At 54.8% G+C, this 22,446-nt stretch carries 18 protein-coding genes and 1 pseudogene; 7 read left to right on the forward strand and 12 right to left on the reverse strand.

Going from position 1 to position 22,446, the window contains the following annotated elements; translation table 11 throughout:
* Positions 1 to 81: 81 nt before the first annotated feature.
* The 4 genes from mfd to yegD all read left to right on the forward strand — a co-directional run bounded on the left by mfd (position 82) and on the right by yegD (position 7,287).
* Entirely contained in the window at positions 82 to 3,534 is a 3,453-nt protein-coding gene (gene mfd / locus HP572_RS11185; RefSeq protein ID WP_240585657.1) for a transcription-repair coupling factor, read from the forward strand.
* A 132-nt stretch (positions 3,535 to 3,666) separates the two neighbouring features.
* A complete protein-coding gene (locus HP572_RS11190) occupies positions 3,667 to 5,115 on the forward strand; it encodes an alkaline phosphatase (RefSeq protein ID WP_240585658.1) in 1,449 nt (482 codons plus the stop codon).
* A gap of 146 nt (positions 5,116 to 5,261) precedes the next feature.
* Positions 5,262 to 5,696 carry a hypothetical protein gene (locus HP572_RS11195; protein WP_240585659.1) on the forward strand — a complete coding sequence of 145 codons (435 nt, stop codon included), beginning with the start codon at positions 5,262 to 5,264 and terminating at the stop codon, positions 5,694 to 5,696.
* 238 nt (positions 5,697 to 5,934) lie between these two features.
* Positions 5,935 to 7,287: a molecular chaperone gene (gene yegD / locus HP572_RS11200; RefSeq protein WP_240585745.1), complete on the forward strand. Its 1,353-nt coding sequence runs from the start codon at positions 5,935 to 5,937 to the stop codon at positions 7,285 to 7,287.
* A gap of 51 nt (positions 7,288 to 7,338) precedes the next feature.
* On the opposite strand, the gene HP572_RS11205 is transcribed toward yegD, so the two are convergent.
* Positions 7,339 to 7,929: a TetR/AcrR family transcriptional regulator gene (locus HP572_RS11205; protein ID WP_039515913.1), complete on the reverse strand. Its 591-nt coding sequence runs from the start codon at positions 7,927 to 7,929 to the stop codon at positions 7,339 to 7,341.
* Positions 7,930 to 8,064: 135 nt separating this feature from the next.
* On the opposite strand from HP572_RS11205, the gene HP572_RS11210 reads away from it, so the two are divergent.
* Both HP572_RS11210 and HP572_RS11215 read left to right on the forward strand, forming a co-directional pair.
* Positions 8,065 to 9,273 (forward strand): MFS transporter, encoded by a 1,209-nt coding sequence (locus HP572_RS11210; protein WP_240585660.1) that lies wholly within the window; start codon positions 8,065 to 8,067, stop codon positions 9,271 to 9,273.
* A 42-nt stretch (positions 9,274 to 9,315) separates the two neighbouring features.
* Positions 9,316 to 10,509 (forward strand): MFS transporter, encoded by a 1,194-nt coding sequence (locus tag HP572_RS11215; protein ID WP_240585661.1) that lies wholly within the window; start codon positions 9,316 to 9,318, stop codon positions 10,507 to 10,509.
* Positions 10,510 to 10,620: 111 nt separating this feature from the next.
* Here the strand turns inward: HP572_RS11215 and HP572_RS11220 are convergent, their stop codons facing one another.
* From HP572_RS11220 to HP572_RS11260, 9 genes and pseudogenes are all read right to left on the reverse strand, one after another.
* A complete protein-coding gene (locus tag HP572_RS11220; RefSeq protein WP_205554552.1) occupies positions 10,621 to 11,160 on the reverse strand; it encodes a glycine zipper 2TM domain-containing protein in 540 nt (179 codons plus the stop codon).
* A 459-nt stretch (positions 11,161 to 11,619) separates the two neighbouring features.
* A complete protein-coding gene (locus HP572_RS11225; protein WP_240585662.1) occupies positions 11,620 to 12,924 on the reverse strand; it encodes an NAD(P)/FAD-dependent oxidoreductase in 1,305 nt (434 codons plus the stop codon).
* A 366-nt stretch (positions 12,925 to 13,290) separates the two neighbouring features.
* Entirely contained in the window at positions 13,291 to 13,833 is a 543-nt protein-coding gene (ycfP, locus tag HP572_RS11230; protein WP_010297273.1) for an alpha/beta hydrolase YcfP, read from the reverse strand.
* A gap of 28 nt (positions 13,834 to 13,861) precedes the next feature.
* Complete coding sequence (gene nagZ, locus HP572_RS11235; protein WP_240585663.1) at positions 13,862 to 14,890, reverse strand: beta-N-acetylhexosaminidase; 1,029 nt, start codon at positions 14,888 to 14,890, stop codon at positions 13,862 to 13,864.
* 72 nt (positions 14,891 to 14,962) lie between these two features.
* Positions 14,963 to 15,847, reverse strand: a complete 885-nt coding sequence (gene thiK, locus HP572_RS11240; RefSeq protein ID WP_240585664.1) for a thiamine kinase — start codon at positions 15,845 to 15,847, stop codon at positions 14,963 to 14,965.
* Positions 15,828 to 16,409: a penicillin-binding protein activator LpoB gene (lpoB, locus tag HP572_RS11245; RefSeq protein WP_240585665.1), complete on the reverse strand. Its 582-nt coding sequence runs from the start codon at positions 16,407 to 16,409 to the stop codon at positions 15,828 to 15,830. The genes thiK and lpoB overlap by 20 nt, the downstream gene beginning before the upstream one ends.
* 21 nt (positions 16,410 to 16,430) lie before the next feature.
* Positions 16,431 to 16,811: a YcfL family protein gene (locus HP572_RS11250; protein ID WP_010276229.1), complete on the reverse strand. Its 381-nt coding sequence runs from the start codon at positions 16,809 to 16,811 to the stop codon at positions 16,431 to 16,433.
* 69 nt (positions 16,812 to 16,880) lie between these two features.
* A pseudogene (hinT, locus tag HP572_RS11255) lies at positions 16,881 to 17,232 on the reverse strand (purine nucleoside phosphoramidase).
* 228 nt (positions 17,233 to 17,460) lie between these two features.
* Positions 17,461 to 18,915: an MFS transporter gene (locus HP572_RS11260; protein ID WP_240585666.1), complete on the reverse strand. Its 1,455-nt coding sequence runs from the start codon at positions 18,913 to 18,915 to the stop codon at positions 17,461 to 17,463.
* A gap of 122 nt (positions 18,916 to 19,037) precedes the next feature.
* Between HP572_RS11260 and HP572_RS11265 the strand changes: the two genes are divergently transcribed.
* A complete protein-coding gene (locus HP572_RS11265) occupies positions 19,038 to 19,835 on the forward strand; it encodes a helix-turn-helix transcriptional regulator (protein ID WP_205554562.1) in 798 nt (265 codons plus the stop codon).
* A gap of 60 nt (positions 19,836 to 19,895) precedes the next feature.
* On the opposite strand, the gene ptsG is transcribed toward HP572_RS11265, so the two are convergent.
* Both ptsG and HP572_RS11275 read right to left on the reverse strand, forming a co-directional pair.
* Entirely contained in the window at positions 19,896 to 21,329 is a 1,434-nt protein-coding gene (gene ptsG, locus HP572_RS11270) for a PTS glucose transporter subunit IIBC (RefSeq protein WP_205554564.1), read from the reverse strand.
* 313 nt (positions 21,330 to 21,642) lie between these two features.
* On the reverse strand, positions 21,643 to 22,437 hold the full coding sequence (locus tag HP572_RS11275) for a metal-dependent hydrolase (RefSeq protein ID WP_240583228.1): 795 nt from the start codon (positions 22,435 to 22,437) through the stop codon (positions 21,643 to 21,645).
* Positions 22,438 to 22,446 lie beyond the last annotated feature (9 nt).

A 22,446-nucleotide genomic window follows, 5' to 3' on the forward strand; every position in this document is an offset into this window, starting at 1 on the left:
CTTTATGGAACCCTAACACCCTCACTCTACGGCTTTTTCTTATTCCTGGCCGGATGCAGGGAGGCGAGACCCGATAATCAGATGATGCCTGAAAATTACCGTTATTCGCTGCCGCCTAAAGCGGGTGAGCAGCGCCTGCTGGGCCAGTTAACCGGCGCTGCCTGCGCCGTTGAATGTGCAGAAATCATTGAACGCCACGCCGGGCTGGTGGTGCTTATCGCGCCGGATATGCAAAACGCTCTGCGATTGCGTGATGAAATTCAGCAATTTACCGACCAGCACGTCACCACCCTGCCTGACTGGGAAACGCTGCCCTACGATAGTTTTTCTCCGCATCAGGAAATTATTTCGACCCGCCTCTCCACGCTCTATCAATTGCCCAACATGACACGCGGCGTCCTGATTCTGCCGGTCAACACGCTGATGCAGCGCGTTTGTCCACACAGTTTCCTGCACGGCCATGCGCTGGTGTTGAAAAAAGGCCAACTCCTCTCGCGTGATAAGCTGCGTTCGCAGTTGGAGCAGGCGGGCTACCGCAGCGTCGATCAGGTTATGGAACACGGTGAATATGCCACGCGCGGCGCGCTGCTGGATCTGTTCCCGATGGGGAGTGAAGAGCCCTACCGTATTGATTTCTTTGATGACGAGATCGACAGCCTGCGTCTGTTTGATGTGGATACGCAGCGCACGCTGAATGAAGTGCCGCACATTAATCTGCTGCCCGCCCACGAATTCCCGACCGATAAAGCCGCCATCGAACTTTTCCGCAGCCAGTGGCGCGAACAGTTTGAGGTGCGACGCGATGCCGAGCACATTTATCAGCAGGTCAGCAAAGGCGTCTGGCCCGCCGGGATCGAATACTGGCAGCCGTTATTCTTCAGTGAACCACTGCCGTCGCTGTTCAGCTATTTCCCGAACAACACGCTGATCGTCAACACGGGCAATATCGAACAGAGCGCCGAGCGTTTCTGGCAGGATATTCAGCAGCGTTTTGAAAGCCGCCGTATCGATCCTATGCGCCCGCTGTTGCCGTCGGATTCACTCTGGCTGCGCGTAGACGGTCTGTTCACGGAGCTGAAAGCGTGGCCGCGCGTGCAGCTGAGAACCGATACGCTGCCGGAAAAAGCCGCCAACGTAAATCTGGCCTATCTGCCGCTGCCGGAGCTGGCGATTCAACATCAGCAGAAATCCCCGCTGGATGCGCTGCGCCGTTTTATCGAACAGTTCGAAGGCCAGATTATTTTCTCCGTCGAGAGCGAAGGCCGACGCGAAACGCTGCAAGAGCTGCTGGCACGTATCAAACTGAACCCGACGCTCATCAGCACGCTGGAGCAGGCTCAGGATCGTGGCACTTACCTGATCATCGGTGCCAGCGAACACGGTTTTATCGACACGCTGCGTCAGCGCGCGTTGATCTGCGAAAGCGATCTGCTGGGTGAGCGCGTCAGCCGCCGCCGTCAGGATAGCCGCCGCACGATCAATACCGATACGCTGATCCGCAACCTAGCGGAACTGCGGCCGGGACAGCCCGTCGTCCACCTCGAACACGGCGTTGGCCGCTATGCTGGGCTGACTACCCTAGAAGCGGGCGGCATCAAGGCCGAATACCTGATTTTGACCTATGCGGGTGAAGACAAGCTGTACGTTCCCGTTTCCTCGCTGCATTTGATCAGCCGCTATGCGGGCGGTGCTGATGAGAATGCGCCGCTGCATAAACTGGGTGGCGATGCCTGGTCGCGCGCGCGGCAAAAAGCGGCAGAAAGGGTGCGTGATGTCGCTGCCGAACTACTGGATATTTATGCCCAGCGCGCGGCGAAAAGCGGCTTTGCGTTTAAGCATGACAAAACGCAGTACCAGCTTTTCTGCGAAAGTTTCCCCTTCGAGACCACGCCCGATCAGGCACAGGCCATCAACGCCGTGCTGAGCGACATGTGCCAGCCGCTGGCGATGGATCGTCTGGTGTGCGGCGATGTTGGCTTTGGGAAAACCGAAGTGGCGATGCGCGCCGCGTTTCTGGCGGTTGAAAACCATAAACAGGTTGCCGTTCTGGTGCCAACAACGCTGTTGGCCCAGCAGCATTTTGACAACTTCCGCGATCGCTTTGCCAACTGGCCGGTGAAGATTGAAATGATCTCTCGTTTCCGCAGCGCGCGTGAGCAAACTCAGGTGCTGGAGGAAACGCAGGAAGGCAAAGTCGATATTCTGATTGGCACCCATAAGCTGTTGCAGAGCGACGTACGCTGGCGCGATTTAGGGCTGCTGATTGTGGACGAAGAACACCGCTTCGGCGTGCGCCATAAAGAGCGCATCAAAGCGATGCGTGCGGATGTCGATATCCTGACGCTGACCGCTACGCCGATTCCGCGTACGCTCAACATGGCCATGAGCGGGATGCGCGATCTGTCGATCATTGCTACGCCGCCAGCCCGTCGTTTGGCGGTGAAAACGTTCGTCCGCGAATATGACAATCTGGTGGTGCGTGAAGCGATTCTGCGTGAAATTCTGCGCGGCGGACAGGTGTATTACCTCTATAACGACGTTGAAAATATCGAGAAAGCTACCCAGCGGCTGGCAGAACTGGTGCCGGAAGCACGCATCGCGATCGGCCACGGTCAGATGCGTGAACGCGAGCTGGAGCGGGTCATGAACGACTTCCACCACCAGCGTTTTAACGTGCTGGTGTGTACAACCATCATCGAAACCGGGATCGATATTCCAAGCGCTAACACCATTATCATTGAGCGTGCCGATCACTTCGGTCTGGCACAGTTGCACCAGTTGCGTGGTCGCGTGGGGCGTTCCCACCATCAGGCTTACGCCTACCTGCTGACGCCGAATCCTAAAGCGATGAGCACCGATGCGCAGAAGCGTCTGGAAGCGATCGCCTCATTGGAAGACCTCGGTGCCGGTTTTGCGCTGGCAACGCACGATCTGGAAATCCGTGGCGCAGGCGAACTGCTCGGGGACGATCAGAGCGGACAGATGACCAGCGTCGGTTTCTCGCTGTATATGGAACTGCTGGAAAGCGCCGTCGATGCCTTGAAAGCGGGCCGGGAGCCGTCACTCGAAGATCTGATCAACAGCCAGACTGACGTCGAACTGCGTTTGCCTGCCCTGCTGCCAGATGATTTCATCCCCGACGTCAATACGCGCTTGTCGCTATACAAACGTATCGCCAGCGCAAAAACCACCGCCGAGCTGGATGAGCTGAAGGTCGAACTGATCGATCGTTTCGGTCTCCTTCCTGATGCAAGCCGCTATCTGTTGCAGATTGCCGCCCTGCGTCAACAGGCGCAGGCGTTGGGTATTCGCCGCATTGAAGGCAATGAGAAAGGTGGATTTATCGAATTCAGCGAGCAAAATCGCGTCGATCCGTCCCATCTTATCGGTCTGTTACAGCGCGATCCGGGCACCTACCGTCTTGATGGCCCAACTCGCCTGAAATTCATGAAGGATTTGAGTGACCGTCCGCAGCGCATCGAATTTATCGGTGCACTGCTGGGGAACATGGCGCAGCATACGCTGGCGGCCTGAGAATGGAGTAACGGATGATTTTGTTATGATATAACATAACTTTTTTATTACTGTAGCAAAACCGCCATGTGCACAACGTAATGTGTCGGGGATCTTTCTGATTGTAATATTTCACTACAAAGGATTATCCCCATGCGTATGTCTCCCTCTGCCCTGCTGGTTTTTTCACTCAGTATTCCACTGGTGACTCAGGCTGTAGCGCAAAATGTCGCCCCGAATAAGGCAAAAAACGTCATCTTACTGATCTCTGACGGTGCTGGCATAAACACCTGGCATGCAGCCAGCTATTATCGTCACGGCGCTCTGGGCCATGAAGTCTACGATGACTTTGACATTAAGCTGTTTGCTTCCACTCACCCTCTCAACACGTCGAATGTGCCGACCCACTCGCAAGACGGTGCGGTCACTTTCGACGCGGATAAGAGCTGGGGTAAAGATAAAACGGACAGCGTTTTCAAAGGTAGTCTGGGAAGCTACCCCGGCTATTTTTCTGGCTATGATTATATGCGCGCCGATTACACCGATAGCGCTGCCGCAGCGACCGCACTGGCATCAGGCCATAAAACCTATAACAACGCGATTAACTGGTCTAATGACAATCAAAAACTGAAACACATCGGCGAATACGTCGTGGAAAATGGCAAAGCGCTGGGCGTAATCACGTCAGTACAGTGGAGCCATGCCACGCCAGCCGGTTTTCTCGCTCATAACGCCAGCCGCAACGACTATGCGGCGATTGGTAAAGAGATCGTCGAGTCCGGTCTCGCAACGGTGGTAATGGGGTCAGGACATCCGCTCTATGATGCCAACGGCAAACCAACGACGCCCAAAACTGACAAGGCCTATAGCTATGTTGGCGGTAAAGACGAATGGGATCGTCTGGTTTCAGGCAAAACAGCTTACAAGCATATTGAAACCAAAGCTGATTTCGTCGCATTAGCCAACAACAAGCTGGATATGGGTAAAAAGACCAAGCTGTTGGGCACCGTACAAAACCACGCGACGCTGCAATTCAACCGTGATGGCGTCGCAGCAGGCAATTTACTGACCAACCAGCCCGATCTCGCCACCATGACCAAAGGTGCGCTGAATCTGGTAGCGAAAAATCCTAATGGCTTCATGTTAATGGTCGAAGGTGGTGCAGTTGACTGGGCCGCCCATGCCAATAACCTGCCTCGTCTGGTTGAAGAACAAATCGACTTTAACCAGGCAGTGGAAGCCGTTACTGCCTGGGTCGACGAACACAGTTCATGGGATGAAACGCTGGTGATTGTCACCACCGATCACGGTAATGGGCTGCTACAAGGGCCAGACTCAAAAAAAGAGGCGTTCTCTGACATCGTGAACCAAGGGGCGGGTGCTCTTCCGCTGGTGCACTGGCACACCGACACCCACACCCGCGAGCTAGTGCCGGTGTACGCCAAAGGCGCTGGTGCAGACTTCCTGACAACGGTTGCCAAGCCTAATCCGGGTCTGGCCACTTACCATGTGCCCGAAGAGAGCCAACAATTCGTCGATAACACCGATATCTTCCGCACAGTTGCGAGCGCATTCGGTATTACCACGCCACAGGCCCAGTAGCCCATCGCATTACGCTGTGCGGGAATCATCCTCCTGCGCAGCCGATGTTAACCCCAGAGAAGAGACCGTATTTATTCATGCCAATTTTATTTATGCCAACCCAATGCCTCACACTATCCCGGCAGAGATGGAGGTTCTTCCTCCTGTTGTGCTCAGCGCTGCTGTTCCCTACACTTACGGTTCAGGCTGCCGAAAAACCAACCGTGATAACAGCCAGCAATCAGGCTGAAGCGCAGGTGATTCGCGCTGTTCGCCAAGAAGGCCAATTGAAAGTCGATTTACGCTTTGAAACGATAGCGGATACGTTCGGCGGCGAAATTATCTATGACAATCTACCGCCAGACACCATAGATAACGCATTTTATCTCGAAGCCGAGGGGCAACGCTGGGCGCTTAGCCCTACAGGGAAAGCAGCCGCTCCTAAAACACTACGTCTCAATTTCAGTTACGACCGCAAGAAAAATCCCCGCGTCGGCAGTTGGCAAGGACTCTTCGTGGCTCCCCCAGCGACGGTGAAGCATGTCACTCTCACGCTGCCGGGCTTGCCACCTATTCCTGATATTCTCATTGTCGATCGCTAGTAAGATCACTTTACGACGGAAGCGTAATCCCACATGACGCGCCTCTGTGGAAGACAACCGGGCAGCTAACTGCCCAATTTTACTCACGCATCGCCTCTCCCTTTACAAGCACCGTCGTAACGCAGTAAAGTCGCCACCCTTTTTATGGTCCGCCATCCTTGGCGGCCTCCTTTCCGGGCCGTCGCGGGTGCGACGTTAAACGTTTTTCCCGGAAATTTTCATGGCATGGGGCACGACGATGTTTATCGGTTTTGACTACGGCACGGCGAACTGTTCCGTGGCAGTGATGGATTCAGGTACACCACGGCTCCTGTCGCTGGAAAATGGCTCGCCTTATCTTTCTTCCCTGCTGTGCGCGCCCGTGCGCGAAGCGGTTAGCGAGTGGTTATGGCGACACCATCAGGTCAATGCTGAGGGTGAGAATGCACTGCTGCTGAAGCGTGCCATTAGCTACAACCGCGAAGAAGATATTCGCGTGCAGCCTGATAGCGTGAAATTCGGACGTGATGCGTTACGCCACTATATGGATGACCCGGAAGAGACGTGGTTCGTTAAATCACCGAAGTCCTTCCTCGGCGCCGTCGGGCTGAAAGCCCAGCAGATTGCGCTGTTTGAGGATCTGGTCTGCTCCATGATGCTGCACATCCGCACGCAGGCAGAAAGCCAGCTTGATCAGCCGATTCGTCAGGCCGTCATCGGTCGCCCGATTAACTTTCAAAGCATCGGCGGCGAAGAAGCCAACCAGCAGGCGCAAGGCATTTTAGATCGTGCGGCACACCGCGCCGGATTTGAAGACGTTGTCTTCCAGTTTGAACCCGTCGCCGCCGGGCTGGATTTCGAATCCACGCTGACGAAAGAAACGCGCGTACTGGTCGTGGATATCGGCGGCGGAACCACCGACTGCTCCATGCTGCTGATGGGCCGAGAGTGGCATAAGCAGCAAGAACGTTCGCAAAGCCTGTTAGGGCACAGCGGCTGCCGCGTTGGCGGTAACGATCTGGACATCATGCTCGCGTTCAAACAGCTGATGCCGCTACTTGGTATGAATAGCGAGACAGAAAAAGGCATCGCTCTGCCGATCATGACCTGGTGGAATGCGGTCGCGATTAACGATATTCCAGCGCAAAAAGAGTTTCATAGCACCGCCAGCCGCGCGTTAATCAACGAAATGATCCGCGATGCCCGTCAGCCCGAGTTGGTAAAAAGACTGCTGACCGTCTGGCAACAGCGCCTGAGCTACCGTCTTATTCAACTGGCGGAAGAGAGCAAAATTGCGCTGTCCAATCAGTCGGAAACGGCAGCCGATTTGCACTTTATCGAATCGGGTCTGGCAACGCGCATTCATGCGGATGAACTCAATGCCGCCATCGAGAACCCGCTCATGCGTATTCTGCAACAGGTGACGCTGGCGCTAGAAACCAGCCAAACCCGACCGGAAGTGATCTACCTGACCGGCGGTAGCGCCCGTTCTCCGCTGCTGCGTCAGGCTATTCAGCAGTTGCTTCCTGATATTCCTATCGCCAGCGGCAACGATTTTGGTTCCGTTACCGCCGGACTGGCGCGCTGGGCAGAGATTATTTTCCGCCGTTAAGCCAAAGATGGGACGCCAACCACGCGTCTCGTCAGGCTATTCTTTTGATCGCTACCGTGGCTTGACTAATAGCCCACGTAGCAGCAACTCCAGCGCGGCAACGCCTTGTGCCAGCCGCGCATTTCCATCCTCTCCGTCCGCAATCCAGAACGCCGCTTCGGCCAAACTGCCGTAGATTAACGATGCCAGTGCCTGTGGATCGGCGTCAGCTACCACGCCCTGTCGGATAAGGTTATCAATCAGCCGCTGCATCGACTCGACACAATGCCGCTGTGAATCTGGCGATGCGCCCCCCAAAACCGCCCGCGCATCACGCAGCACGATGCGCTGAATCTCCGGTTCCAGCGCCATTTCCAGATAGGCGCGGCAGCGGCGGCGAAAACCGTCCCAGGCATCCTCTGCGGTGTCGGAGATGACTTGCAGTCGTTCATCCATCTCGGCATCGATCTGTTCCACCACTGCCGCCAACAATCCCTTCTTGTCCCCGAAGTGGTGATAAAGCGCCCCACGGGTCAGGCTCGCCTGCGCGGTGAGATCGTCCATTGAGGTGTCAGCATAGCCGCGTTCGCTAAAGACCTTGCGGGCGGTCGCCAGCAGCGTAGCACGGGTTTCTTCCATTTCAGCACGGGTACGACGAACCATCGACACATCCTTACATACACATCGTATGATTATTTACATTCACTCCGTATGAATATATGCTTTTATTCATACGCTCTGTATGTATTGTCGCTGTGCCGCCACCTGGTGGCAAGTGGATTCACTTTGGAGAATGAGATGATCAATCCTTATCGAGAACTTTTCGCCGCGCCCGGCACCAGAGGTTTTGCGCTGGCTGGCCTGTTGGCGCGGATTCCACTGCCCATGACGGGCATTGGCATTATCACGATGTTGTCACAGTTGCGCGGCAGCTATGCGCTGGCAGGTGCCGTCTCCGCCACTTTTGTGTTGACCTACGCGCTGCTGTCACCGCAGATCTCCCGTCTGGTCGATCGCCACGGACAAGGCCGCGTGTTGCCGATTGCAACCACCATCAGCGCGATCGGCATGCTGCTTCTGCTCGCCAGCACCTGGTGGCAAGCGCCGGACTGGAGCTTATTCATCGGTGCCTTGCTGGCCGGTTTTATGCCCAGCATGTCAGCGATGGTTAGAGCTCGCTGGACAGCAATCTATCGCGGTCAGCCTCGCTTGCAGACCGCTTACTCGCTGGAGACGGTGCTTGATGAAGTTACTTTTATCGCCGGGCCACCGCTGGCTGTCGGGCTGTCCGTTGCGGTATTTCCTCAGGCTGGCCCACTAGCTGCGGCGTTCTTGCTGATTATCGGCGCGTTTGCTCTGGTGACACAGCGCGGTACCGAACCGCCAGTAGAAGCGCAGGATGTCAGCACGGATCGTTCGGGGTCGGTAATCAAACAGACGAACGTGCGTTTGCTCGCGCTGTTGATGGTCGCGATGGGCATCATCGTCGGCACCGTGGATATCGTCAGCGTCGCCTTCGCCGAGCAGTATGGGCAGCCGGCGGCGGCCAGTCTGGTGTTGTCGGCTTATGCGGTCGGTTCATGCTTGGCCGGGTTGGTGTTCGGCGCTCTCAAGCTGCGAACCGCATTGCACCAGTTGTTATTGCTGGGTGGCTTAGCAACAGCAGCAACCACGTTGCCCCTGCTGCTGGTTGGCAGTATTCCCGCGCTGGCTGCGGCCGTGCTGATCGCCGGACTGTTCTTCGCCCCCACCATGATCGTGGCGATGTCGCTGGTCGAGCGTCTGGTTCCCGAGCATCGTCTGACCGAGGGCATGACCTGGCTGCTGGCGGGGCTGAATGTCGGCGTGGCGCTGGGCGCAGCGGTATCAGGCTACGTTGTAGACGACAGCGGTGCCCGAGCCGGATTCGCCGTTGCACTATGTGCTGGCGTGTTGGTACTGCTGGTTGCGCTGTGGGGACACCAACGCCTACGGACAACGCCTTCTCCTCTTCCCGATGCCGTTTGACGGTTACACATCGCCTGCTTACCCCCTGTTAAGGACTGAACCATGAACACGTCTTCCTCTATCCCTATAGGTGCTGCTGCACCGCATTCCTGGCTGGCCGTTGTCGCCGTCGGCCTTGCGACGTTCTCTGTCGTCACGACGGAAATGCTTCCAGTCGGCTTGCTAACGCCGATTGCCGACACGCTAGATACTTCTACCGGAACCGCTGGTCTGATGATTTCACTCCCCGCGTTGCTGGCTGCGCTATTCGCCCCGCTGGTGGTGATCGCATCCGGCGGCATGGATAGACGCAGGATCCTATGTGGACTGCTGACGCTGCTGGTTATCGCCAACATTGCCTCTGCACTGGCACCGGACATAGGCTGGATGCTGGCTGCGCGTGTACTGGTCGGTTTCTGCATGGGCGGTATCTGGGCGATTGCCGGTGGTCTGGCGGCCCGGCTCGTTCCCGAGCATGCCATCGGTCTGGCAACATCCATCATCTTTGGCGGTGTCGCTGCGGCATCCGTGCTGGGTGTGCCGTTCGGCGCACTGATCGGCGATCTCGCCGGGTGGCGCTGGGCCTTTGGCTGTATGGCCGTGTTTAGCGGGCTAGTGCTAATGCTTCACCTCGCGGTTATTCCTGCCCTACCCGTTGCCCATTCCGTCACCCTACGCCAGTTCGGTGAGCAGTTGATCAACCATAAGCTGCAAATCGGGCTACTCCTGACGCTGTTGCTGGTGGCCGGGCACTTCATGGCCTTTACCTTCGTGCGGCCGTTGCTGCTATCGGTATCGGGATTCGATGCGCGATGGATCGGCGCACTGCTGTTCGCCTATGGCATGGCAGGCATCGTCGGCAATTTTCTGGCGGGCATCATCGCAGCACGGCGCACGGCGTTAACCTTGATAGTCATCGCGCTGGGACTATTGTTGACTCCGATACTCTTCCTGACCATCGGTGGCTCGCATTTTGGCGGTGGTGTAACACTGCTCGTCTGGGGATTGGCCTACGGCGGCGTGTCCGTCGGGTTGATGACATGGATGATGAAGGCCGCACCGCGCGCCGTGGAGATCGCCTCCGCGCTGTATGTTGGCATTTTCAATGTTGGCATCGCGCTCGGATCGTGGGTCGGTGGTCAAGCCGTGGATCGCTCAGGCCCGATCGCGACACTTTGGCTGGCAGGTGGATTCGCCGCGGCCGCCTTGCTGCTATCCCTTAGCATGAAGCTAACCGAGAGCAGAAAAAGCCTATAAGCAGAAAGAACATAGAAAGAACATAGAATGAAAAAACCGCGAGCACCTTCTTCAGGTGTCTCGTGGTTTTTAGAGATGGTGTCAGCGCAAAACCGTAGAAGTTGGAGTCAGTTAGCCCTGTTGATTCAGGATTAATTGCCCGTTTCGGTCTACTGGAATTTGTGTACCAGGATCGCGATCCATGCGGATTTTACCCTGCTGGCCGTCGATTTTATAGGTGACATCATAACCCAGAACTTTTTGTGATTTATCGTAGACCGTCTGACAGCGCTGTTGCTGCGTCGTGTACGTATCATTTTCCTGCATGCCGCTTTGTACACGGTTGCCCGCATAGCCGCCAGCCAGTGCACCCGCTACCGTTGCGACATCCTTCCCGCGTCCGCCACCGAACTGGTGCCCCAGAACCCCACCCGCTACGGCACCCAGTACCGAGCCAGCAATCTGGTTTTCATCCTGTACCGGACGACGATGCGTCACGCTCACGTTACGGCACTCCTGACGAGGCGTTTTGACCGTTTCTTTAATTGGTGTTGCTGTTAGCACCTGTGCAAACTGAGGTTTAGAGGAAAATACATCCATACTCGCCACCGCCGCCACACCCAATGCAGCAGCCACACCAATACCTACACCCGCTAACATTGATTTGTTCACAGGATACCTCCCGAATCTATTCTCACGCATTCCCCACCTGCAACCCTGCCGTAATACCTTGTTTTACGTCAGCTCGCGTTTAACGCGATGAATCCGGTGGTTCCTTCTGAATATCAGCATTCAGAATTTTCGGCGTGCGTGCTACGCCATCTGTAAACAGTGGAAAGTCTGCACAATGTTTTAAACTCTCGCAATAAGACTAATTAACCAAAACTGTCAGATTCGTAACATAAAAGCGTCATTTGGGAATTATCTTAACTGAAATTGGTAATAGGACGCTATTTTATACTGCCTTATCAGCGAAGTAGCCAATTGCGCTACGGCTCCAGAAACAGGAAATGGTGAGCAGATTGACGGAAAGAGAGGGCTCTGAGTAAGAATAAGATGGCCACTGGCAGAAAAGAATACGGGCATGAAATTGCGTTCATGCCCGTATCAGAAGAAGTCAGCAAAGATCGATTAATGCAGCTTCAGACGCGGGCGAATCACCCGGTTGATCCCACCGACCAACATCATCAGGCCTGTTTTAACATAGCCATGCAGAGCAACCTGGTGCATGCGGTACAGGGAGATATACACGAAACGTGCAATTCGTCCTTCTACCATTACGGAGCCCCGCATCAGGTTCCCCATCAGGCTACCAACCGTACTGAATTTAGACAGCGAAACCAGTGAACCATGATCTTTATAGACGTAAGGCTTCAGCGTTTGCCCGTTCAGCAAGGCGATGATATTGCTGTGGCAGCGTGATGCCATCTGGTGAGCGGCCTGCGCGCGCGGTGGTACAAACCCACCGCCTTCCTGCGGGCAGGAGGCACAGTCACCAATGGCAAAAATGTTGGGATCGCGCGTCGTCTGCAACGTCGGTTCAACCACCAACTGGTTAATCCGGTTCGTTTCCAGACCCGCAATCTCTTTCATCGCATCCGGCGCCTTGATGCCCGCCGCCCAAACCATCAGATCGGCTTCAATAAATTCACCGTCCTTGGTATTCAGACCGCCACTTTCGGCGCTGGTCACCATGGTTTTCGTCAGCACGCGAACGCCAATATTGTTCAATTCCTGATGCGCAGCCGATGAAATGCGCGGCGGCAGCGCAGGCAGAATACGCTCGCCCGCTTCCACCAGTGTCACATTCAGCGTTTGGTTATCCAGCCCGTCAAAGCCGTAGCTGTGCAGCTGTTTCACCGCGTTATGCAATTCCGCAGAAAGTTCGACCCCTGTCGCACCGCCGCCCACAATCGCGATATTCACGCGCTCTTTTTCTTCCTGATTTGCTGTGAATTTCAGGAATAAATTCAGCATTTCATTATGGAAACGGCGGGCTTGTTTCGGGTTATCCAGGAAAATACAGTGATCTTTCACGCCCGGCGTACCGAAGTCATTTGAGGTACTGCCTAATGCCACCACCAAAATGTCATACGGAATACGACGCGCTGCAACCAGCACATCGCCTTGCTCGTCACACACTTCAGCCAGTTGAATATGCTGCGATTCACGATCGATATCCGTCAGCATGCCCAGTTGGAACTGGAAATAGTGATTGCGGGCGTGTGCCAGATAGCTCAGCGCATCCATATCGTCGTCCAGCGAGCCTGTCGCGACTTCATGCAGCAGCGGTTTCCACAGGTGGCTATGGTTACGATCCACCAGTGTAATCTCCGCTTTTTTCTTGCGTCCTAACTTGTGGCCCAAACTCGTTGCGAGTTCAAGTCCGCCAGCTCCCCCGCCGACAATGACAATTTTTTTGGTTGGTGATGTCAAAATGACCCCCTAAAATGTGAACCAATCGTTAATAAAGAGTAAAAAATAATATCCTTATATAACATAGGGTTCGCGTAAGTTAAGCCTGATATCTGCTGCAAGAATAGCACGCTAGGTTATTTGGTCATACCAAAATTGATATATATCAATTTATTTTGTCAGGCAGGTTTTTAGCGAGAAAATTCCATCTTTATTTCAGTGAATTAGCAGAAATCTGCGCGAAGAGAAAATGCTGAATCGTGCGCGTCTGCACCACAGGATGAACTAAGGAAAGTAAATAAATTGCGTCATTCCTTCTGTTCCCCCTCAAACAAGGGTATCAGAAGGAACGACAGCCGCAATGAACAGGTCATCGCTAACGCAGGGTCAACCGAGCGTTTTGAAGGCTTTTATTCGCTGTAAATGAGGGGAGATGCTTTTGAATTTATGCGTCTGAATATCATCCCAGACGATCTCGTAATACGTTCCCAAGGTCTGCGCGCTACGCTGGCTGTCGAGCATTTCATCCTGACGGGAAAGCATCACCATGCAGCGATCGCGGTTCTTTTCACGAAAGTTCGCCACGCACTTCGTGGCGATATCCAGATACTCTTCTGGGCGATCGATTTTCCCGCTCATGTTTTCCTGAGGGAAAAGGTTAGGATTAACGATGACTTGTCGTATATCACACAGGAAACCGACGCGTTCGGCCCAGAAGCCCCCTAGCCCCACGCCACAGATCAGCGGACGATCGTCATCAGACTGCTGAATCGTCTTATCCACCTGCTTTAGCAGGTGTTGCATATCATGACGCGGATGCAGTGTGCTGTAGCTAATCAATCGTACATCTTCATCAATAAACTGAAGCTGCAAGACCTTTTCATGGTTGCCGGGGCTGGTCGAGTCAAAACCGTGTAAATAGATAATCATCTTTCATCCTCACCGCAGACTAAGTTGCCTATTTCTCGCCATTTTTATGCGCCTGCCAGCGCTCGCTGAGCAATGTGAGCGCCTGATTCGCCTGCTTCCAGCGTGGCGAATCCAGCAGTTCCCGACGAGAAAGCGAACCCTGATGATATAAGCGCGTCAGTTGATCCGCTTTGACCGGGGACAGGTTATCCAGCACGCTGACCGCCCCTTCCCGATGATTGCAGACCAGAATCATGTCACATCCCGCCTGCAACGCCGCCTGTGCCCGCTCGGGATAACTGCCCATCACAGCGGCACCTTCCATCGAAAGATCGTCGGAGAAAATGATGCCGTCAAAGCCCAGCTCTTCACGCAGCACCGTTTTGAGCCAATAGGGCGAACCACTGGCGGGGTGCGGATCGGCCTCCGTATAAATCACGTGGGCTGGCATGATCGCATCCAACTGCTGGCGCTGGATCAGTTCTTTAAAAATTAGCATGTCGTGGGCACGAATCTCCGCGAGCGGACGCGGATCGCGCGGCGTTTCTTTATGTGAATCGGCACTGACCGCACCGTGGCCGGGGAAGTGCTTACCCGTGACCTTCATACCCGCGCTATGCATGCCGCGAATAAAACTCTGCGCGACGGCCAGCGCCGTCTCTGGATTGGCATGGAATGAACGCTCACCAATCGCCGTGCTCTGGTGGCCAATATCCAGCACCGGTGCAAAGCTAATATCGATATCCATCGCGATCATTTCTGCCGCCATCAGCCAGCCGCCCTCTTCCGCCAAACGCAAGGCTTCTGACTCGCTGTTTAATGCCGCGAAGGCCTGCGCAGCAGGCAGACGAGTAAACCCATCACGAAAACGCTGAACCCGTCCGCCTTCCTGATCCACAGACACCACAAGGCGCTCACGTGACGCCGCGCGGATTTGACGCACTAATTCCCGTAGCTGCGCCGCATCATGAAAATTACGGGTAAACAGAATCACGCCGCCAACCAGCGGATGTTCCAGCACTTCACGATCTTCTGCATCCAGCTCATAGCTGGCAACGTCTAACATTACCGGACCCACAAAAACCTCATTCTTTAGAGTGTACTGCTTAATGAAATGATCTTTACTACAAACGCCACATCGTCAGCCTGGCTATAGCCGATGGCCCAACTGTAACCGATGATATAGCGCGGGAATTTCCGCTAAAAATTCGGGGTTCTTCGTTTGCTGCCAGCGAACTTCAAACCACATCAATACCAGATAATCGACCCAGGGGAACCACTGCATCATCTGTTGCTGGAGGCGGCTCACGGAAAACCCTCGCCGATGTCGCTGGTAGCTCTGTAGAAAATGCGTTTGCGCCAGGTTTTCCATCTGGCTGGCTCGCACAATGAACGCCAGTTCAAAGGCAATATCACCATCAGAGGCATATTCCCAATCAATCAGCATCGTTTCTTGTGGAGTAATCAGCAGGTTTTCAGCATGCACATCAAGGTGGAGAGGCGCTAGCGCCAAAGGCGTGGGTAGCGCTGCACGCTGAAAATAATGGTGTGCACGCAATAACGCGGGCGAACGGCGGCGCGGATCCATCAACTGCCAGTGCTGCGCGAAGAGCACTTTGAGATCGAGAGGATGACCGCTACGCGGCTGGCGATGAAGCTGAGACAGTATTCGTGCCACTTCGCCATTAGCCAACATCATCAGGAACTCATCAGATGTGGCAATGCGCCCCGGTACCCACTCGACAATCAGCCAGTCGTCACGCCATAGCAGCGGCCGTGGCGCGAGACCTATCGCCGACATCTGCCGCAGCAAGGCGAATTCGCGCTGGCGATCGACGCCCATTTTCCGCTCGGTTGGCGACTGCCGACGCGCAAGCCATTCGATGTCAGGCCCACGGATACGCCAGCTTTTACTACTCAGCCCACCAACCAGCTCAAAGCGAATATCCGCCATCTCCACAGCCGGGAAATGTTTCTGGATCGTCGCAGTCAGCTGCTGCTGGATACCTGCCTGCTTAATGCTGAACGGCGCCATTGCCTGACCACACAATTTCACCGGTCTGCACCAGCATCAGTTGCATGTCGAGCTGCGGCGATTTCACATCACCACTGACGTCGCTGTACAGCACATACTGCGCGCTGACATAACGTGCCAGACCAATCGTCTTGCTACGCGATCCTAAGCTGTCATCAACCGACAGACCCAGCGTTTGTTTCGCGGCGGCCAACTGCTCACGCGGCACCAGCGTAAACGCTTTACCGGAAGATAGCGCGCTGTACAACGCCCCTGTCGCTTTCGCGATCGGCAGTGAGCCGTTGGTGTTATTTTTCACGCTATCCACCAGCAGGATGCTGCCCGGCGTGACGCCATCGGCTTTCAGCATCTGCGCCACCAGCGGATTAATGCTGGCTTCCCAGTTCAACGTCTGGATTTTTGGCGGTTGCGGTACAGACTCACCCGGCGGCGGCGTTGGCGTAGTCGGCACTTGCGGCTCAACGGGTTCAATCGTTGCAGGCGGTTCGGTCGGTTCCGGCGGACGGCTGGGGCACCCTGTCAGTACCAATGCCGCCAGCATCACCCCTAGATACTTTTTCATATTTTCTCTCTCTGCACACCATTACAAAAACAGATGAAGACGAACCTGACGCGCATTGGGACTGCTGCGCATGGAAAAAACCGTCATTTCCGTCTGTGGCGGGATTTCAATGGACTGCACCTCTTCAAAAGGCAGCACATCCAGCCCGTTTTCGTCATACCAATAGAAACGGTAATGCACGGTCACCGCGTGTGAAGCGTCGTTGCTGACGGCGGAAGACGCGCGCAGCCGGCCATTTTCTGAATCCAGCGACGGGTTCCCCGCGGTAATACCGGCCGATAGCACTGGTGCATCTAGTACCAGCGTTTGCCGTTCATTGATGGTCAGCACCTTTGGCGCGCTACAGCCCGCCAGCAGCCCAGCCATCAAACACGCGGACAGAAAAAGCATCGGGTTACGCATGATGTTCTCGCATGATGGTTTTCTCGCACGACAGTCTACCCATGACTGTCGAACCTGGTTCTATAAGATCTAGTTCGCCAGCAAAGGCCCTAATACGCGACCACCCAGCAGATGCATGTGGATATGATAAACCTCCTGCCCGCCGTGTCGGTTGCAGTTAATGATCAGGCGATAGCCGTCTTCTGCAATCCCTTCCTGCTGCGCAATTTTACCCGCGACCGTCACCATACGTCCCAGCGCCGCTTCATGCTCGGGGGCAGTGTCGTTAACGGTAGGGATCAAGACGTTCGGGATGATCAGAATATGGGTTGGCGTGCGAGGCGCGATGTCACGGAAAGCGGTGACCAGTTCATCCTGATACACGATATCAGCAGGAATTTCCCGGCGGATAATTTTACTAAAGAATGGTTTCTTCAGCCATGATTGATTTCCTTGTTAAAGCTGGCGTTGAACGACGTTATGTAGGCAGTATGAGTGACATATTCCATTTCTTTCAACCTTCTTCGTCTATTTCTGGTGCGGGTGGTCAAAATACGACTCCCGGTAAAAACCAGAAATACGCCAGCTTTCGCCTGAGAACAGCGACGCTATCGCCCCTACAGTAAGGGTTTCGCACCGTCCCTCGAAAATTCGTGTGTGCGCCTTCCCATCAACCGAATGACCGCTGCGTTCTTACTAACATCAGCAACAGGATGCAGACCAACAGCGCCGCGACCAGGTTGTAGAGCATTCCCGCCACAAAGGCCGAAACGTATTGATCGGCTTGTGCGACCGCGTCATCACCTGTCGCCAGTGCAGTACCAAACAGGATGCCCACCACGGCTACACCCAGCGCCGCCCCAACCTGCTGAACCGTCGAGATCACGCCCGATGCCATACCCGCCTGAACCTCATCGACAAAGCCCAGTACCAGATTCAACAGTGGCGTCATGATGAAGCCTTGACCCGCACCGACGACCACCAGCACAGGGATCAGCCGAACGGCCACCAGATCCGCACCCGCTATCTGTACCTGCATAATCAACAGGCCGATCGAGATAGCATAAACCAGCGCCCCCGCGACGATAGCAGCCGTGCCCCAGCGAGCAACCAAACGCGGAGCCGCCAGCGATGCCAGAACGAACCCCACGCTGCACGGCGCGAAAATACTTCCAGCAAGGAAAGGATCAAGCCCCAGTCCTGTTTGTACCAGCAAAGCAAAACACAGGAAAAATGAGCTGGATGTGGAATACACCAGCAGCACCAGCAACACGCCCAGCAGGAAGCGGCGCTGTGCGAGCAGACGCATATCCACCAGCGGAAGATGCCCCGCTCGCTGTCGACGTTCCTGCTGGCGGTAAAAAATCGCTAACAAGAGCATTGCTGTGGCCAACATCCACAGACTCCATGCAGGCCAACCTTGCCCCGGCCCTTCAATCAGCGGCACCAACAGCAGCGTCAGCCCAACACTGACCAACGCCACGCCCGTCCAGTCCAGCGAAGGGCGCTGCGGCGTCCGGGACTCAGGAATAAATCGTGCAGCAGCGATAGCCAGCAGGCCAATGGGTACATTGATAAGAAAGATACTGCGCCAGCCCAGCCCGAACAGATTGGCATGCACCAGCCATCCCCCTAGTATCTGACCCGCGATAGCGGCGAGCCCTAGCGTCATACCCAACAGACCGAAGGCACGGCGGCTATCGTCACCGTCGAAATTGACGCGGATAGAGGCATAAACCTGTGGAAACAGTAAAGCAGCCGCAAGTCCCTGCAAGATGCGAGCACCGATCAGGAACCCCGCACTGGGTGCTAAACCACACAGCGCAGAGGCGAGCGTAAATCCGGCCATTCCCACTACAAACAGGCGGCGTCGACCAAATACATCCCCCAGCCGCCCACCCGTAATCAACAGCACACCAAAAGCCAGTTCATAACCCGCCACGATAAAACCGATCTGTGCGAAGCTGGCACCCAGATCCGCCTGCATGCTGGGAATCGCGACATTGACCACGAACAGGTCGAAGATCGTGACAAAACCGGCCATCAGCAGCACAGAGAGGCCAAGCCACGGCGGACTGTTGACGGCTGGCGTAGGCAATGCCGACGCGCGATAATTTGAGTTCATCTGTATATCCTTGCCTATCGAGAAGTTGCGTATCGAAAATGATGACGCCGCCATTCTCAAATCCTTTTTAAACAATTACAATTTAACCACTTATGCTATTACTAAAAGCAATGCGGTAAACGATGCGAACATTGGAAAGAACTCGCCATGATCTGGCTGCGTTTTTACGCGCGCGCCGTGAACGGGTGTCACCCGCCGACGTGGGCTTGCCTAGCGGAGGAAGACGGCGCACGCCGGGGTTGAGACGCGAAGAAGTGGCGGCATTGGCTGGCGTTGGCCTGACGTGGTACACCTGGCTCGAACAGGGACGTGATATCGGTGTGTCGGCAGCATTTCTGGACAGTCTGGCGCGGGTGCTAAAACTCGATGCCGCCGAACGTCGCCATCTGTTCCTACTGGCGCATGAGCGACCGCCTGCCGAACCGGGTAAGACGTGGTGTGTGGTGCCGCCGCTGGTACGGCGTCTGATGCACGATCTGGCTCCGCATCCGGCCTATATCCTCAACCTGCGTTGGGACGTGCTGACCTTCAATGAACCGGCGAATCAGCTTTTCAACTTCGACGCCCATTCTTCCGAAAGACGTAATCTGCTCTGGCTCTTGTTCACCGACCCGTTACTGCATGAGCGATTCATCGACTGGGAGCAACAGGCTCCACAGATGCTGTCGAGTTTTCGCCGCGATTTCGCACGTGCGACGCAGGAAGCAGACATTCATGAACTGGTGGACGAGCTGGAGCAGGTATCGCCGGATTTTAAAACGTGGTGGCGGCAGCATGAGGTACACGCCCCATGCAGCGGCGTGCGGCAACTGATGATCGACGGCAAGGCTGAAGCTTTCGACCATACCTCGCTAACCATCGATGAAGATCGCCATCTGCGTCTGGTGGTTTACGCTCGGCAGTCTCAGGAAGAGGAATAAAACAGTGCTGACCATAAAAAAAGGGGCTTTCGCCCCTTTTTACCACTCCCCAACAACACATCAGTGGTTACGGATGTAGTCGTCCATATCGGTTTTCAGGTTATCGGATTTTGTACCGAAAATCGCCTGAACACCGGAACCTGCCACAACCACACCAGCTGCGCCCAGTTTTTTCAGGCCAGCCTGATCAACTTTAGCCACATCGCCTACGCTAACACGCAGACGGGTGATGCACGCATCCAGGTTAGTGATGTTTTCTTTACCACCAAACGCGCTAACCAGTGCGGCAGCCATTTCAGTGCTGTCCTGTGAGCTTTGCTCAGATGCACTATCTTCACGGCCCGGCGTTTTCAGATTCAGTTTGGCAATCAGAACGCGGAAGATGGTGTAGTAAATCAGCGCATAGCACAGACCCACAATCGGGAACAGCCACAGGTTGCTACCGTTGCCGCTCAGTACCACGAAGTCGATCAGACCGTGAGAGAAGCTTGTGCCATCACGCATGCCCAACAGGATACAGATTGGGAACGCCAGACCTGCCAGAATCGCATGGATCACATACAGGATCGGCGCAACAAACATGAAGGAGAACTCAATTGGCTCAGTGATGCCCGTCAGGAACGAGGTCAGCGCCGCAGAGATCATGATGCCGCCCACTTTCGCGCGGTTCTCTGGCTTCGCTGAATGCCAGATAGCAATAGCCGCAGCTGGCAAGCCGTACATTTTAAACAGGAAACCGCCGGACAGTTTACCCGCAGTCGGGTCACCTGCAATGTAACGCGGGATGTCGCCGTGGAAAACCTGACCCGCCGCATTGGTGAACTCACCAACCTGCATTTGGAAAGGTACGTTCCAGATATGGTGCAGACCAAACGGTACCAGAGAACGTTCGACGACCCCATAGATACCGAATGCCAGCATCGGGTTCTCATTTGCTGCCCAATGTGAAAACGTTTGGATAGCGCTACCGACCGGTGGCCAGATGAAAGACAGCACCGCACCGGTAACGATCGCCGTCAGGCCGGAAATAATCGGTACAAAACGTTTACCGGCAAAGAAGCCCAGATACTCAGGCAGCTGAATGCGGTAGAAACGGTTAAACATATACGCGGCAATCGCACCGGCAATGATCCCGCCCAGAACACCGGTATCCGCCAGATGCTTCGCAGTAATCTCGGCAGCCGGTAGATTAAGAACCAGCGGCGCAATCGCAGCCATGGTTTTGACCATGATGCCATAAGCCACCACCGCCGCCAGTGCGGAAACACCGTCGTTATTAGTGAAGCCCAGGGCAACACCAATAGCAAAAATCAACGGCATGTTGGCAAACACCGAGTCACCGGCCTGTGCCATGACGCTGGAGACAATTTCAGGCAACCAGCTAAAATTGGCCGAACCGACACCCAGCAGGATACCTGCGATAGGGAGTACGGATACGGGCAGCATTAGCGACTTACCTACTTTTTGCAGGTTTGCGAATGCATTCTTGAACATAATTGAGTGTGCTCCTGAGTAATAGTGCTTTTACTTCTGATACTTCATATAAGCAAAGACGGGGAGGATGGCCTTTGCGAGTTGGGGTGTCTTAGCCCCCTTTAATTTTTACGCAGAGTAAAATAAATAGCGTTCACAATGTTTGATTGCTATCACGTTTCCACAAGGCAACAGGCTGAGTTCGAACAGATATTGCGCTTTTCTGTGATATATCGCTAAAAAACACGTCCCCCTGAAGAGGAAAAACCTAATCAAGGGGATTATGAAGCGCTATTAATTACACGGATAAAAAAAACTCGGCTATTCTCAGCCACTATTGCGCAGCGGTCAACCGAGCCGGGTCGACGTGAAACAGGCGGGAGAAGTTTTCTGTCGTGGCGGCAGCGAGGGTTTCCAACGATGTGCCTTTCAGTACAGCGAGATATTCTGCGACATCGCGTACATACGCGGGCTGGTTTTCCTGACCCCGGAACGGAACCGGCGCGAGCCAAGGGGAATCCGTCTCAATCAGCATCCGATCCAGCGGCACGTAACGCGCGACGTCACGCAGTTCCTCTGCATTGCGGAACGTGACGATCCCAGAAAACGAGATATAGAACCCCATGTCCAGCAGCGCTTTTGCCGTGATCAAATCTTCCGTAAAGCAGTGCAGCACACCGCTGCATTTCTCCGCCTGCTCGTCACGTAGAATGGCCAGCGTATCTTCACGGGCAGCACGTGTATGCACGATGACCGGCTTGTTCAGGTCATTGCCAATACGAATATGTTCACGAAACGATTCTTGCTGCTGGGCTTTCGTCTCTTGCTGATAGAAATAGTCCAGGCCCGTTTCCCCCATCGCCACCACACGGCTGGCGCTGGCTAACTCACGCAGCTCGGCATAATCATAAGGGGCTTCCTGATTGAGCGGATGAACGCCGCAGGAAAAGGCCACGTTATCGCGCTCGCCGATTAACTCCACCATCGCACGATAGCCGGGCAGCGTTGTTGCCACCGCCAGGAGGAAACCAACATCGCGGCTTTTCGCTTTATCCAGCACATCGGAGACATCTTTATGCAATGACTCATAATCCAAACCGTCAAGATGACAGTGGGAATCCACTAACATACATGATAT

Source organism: Pectobacterium sp. PL64 (assembly GCF_022477975.1).
GTDB classification, from domain to species: Bacteria; Pseudomonadota; Gammaproteobacteria; order Enterobacterales; family Enterobacteriaceae; genus Pectobacterium; species Pectobacterium jejuense.